This is a genomic window from Kytococcus sp. HMSC28H12 (assembly GCF_001816045.1).
Classification (GTDB): domain Bacteria; phylum Actinomycetota; class Actinomycetes; order Actinomycetales; family Dermatophilaceae; genus Kytococcus; species Kytococcus schroeteri.
Genome location: NZ_KV824646.1, coordinates 1 through 659, shown reverse-complemented (window position 1 = coordinate 659; position 659 = coordinate 1). Strand labels below are relative to the sequence as shown.

The 659-nt window shown below is 77.4% G+C and carries 1 pseudogene; it reads left to right on the top strand.

Annotated elements, in window-relative coordinates:
• Positions 1-120: 120 nt before the first annotated feature.
• Positions 121-659: pseudogene (locus HMPREF3099_RS10320) on the top strand (molybdopterin molybdenumtransferase MoeA); the annotation flags it as partial.

Genomic DNA, 659 nt, shown 5'->3' with positions numbered 1-659 from the left:
TGGCCGAGCACGGCGTCGAGGAGCTGGCGGTGCTCGACGGTGGCATGATCGCGTGGTCCCGCGAGGTGGACCCCGACCTGCCGCGCTACTGACCGCCGTGAACGACCCGATGGGAGCCGAGTGACCACCACCCGCCGCGAGGTGCTGACCGTGGAGGAGTACCGCGCCGAGGTGCTCGCCCTGCTTCCCGGACCCACCGGCCCCGAGGAGGTGGCGGTCCCGGACGCTGCCGGGCGGGTGCTGGCCGAGCCGGCCCGGGCGGCGGGGGCCGTGCCACCGCTCGCCAACTCGGCCATGGACGGCATCGCCGTGCGCGGCGCCGACCTGGGGCCGCTGCTCGGTGCCGGACAGGGCGAGGACGGCGCCGGCGTGGTGCTCGTGGTGGTGGGCGAGGTGCCCGCGGGGTGCCCGGACGACCCCGCGGTGGGGCCCGGTGAGTGCGTGCGGATCATGACCGGGGCGCCGGTGCCCACCGACACCGACACCGTGGTGCCGGTGGAGCAGCTGGAGCGTGTGTCCGGGCCCACCGAGCGGGTGCGCGTGGTGTCCGCGCCCCGCGGTGGGGTCGGTGCGCACGTGCGCCACGCCGGTGAGGACCTGGCCGCCGGCGACGAGGTGTTGCCCGCGGGCACGCTGCTGACCCCCGGGGCGCTGGGTGC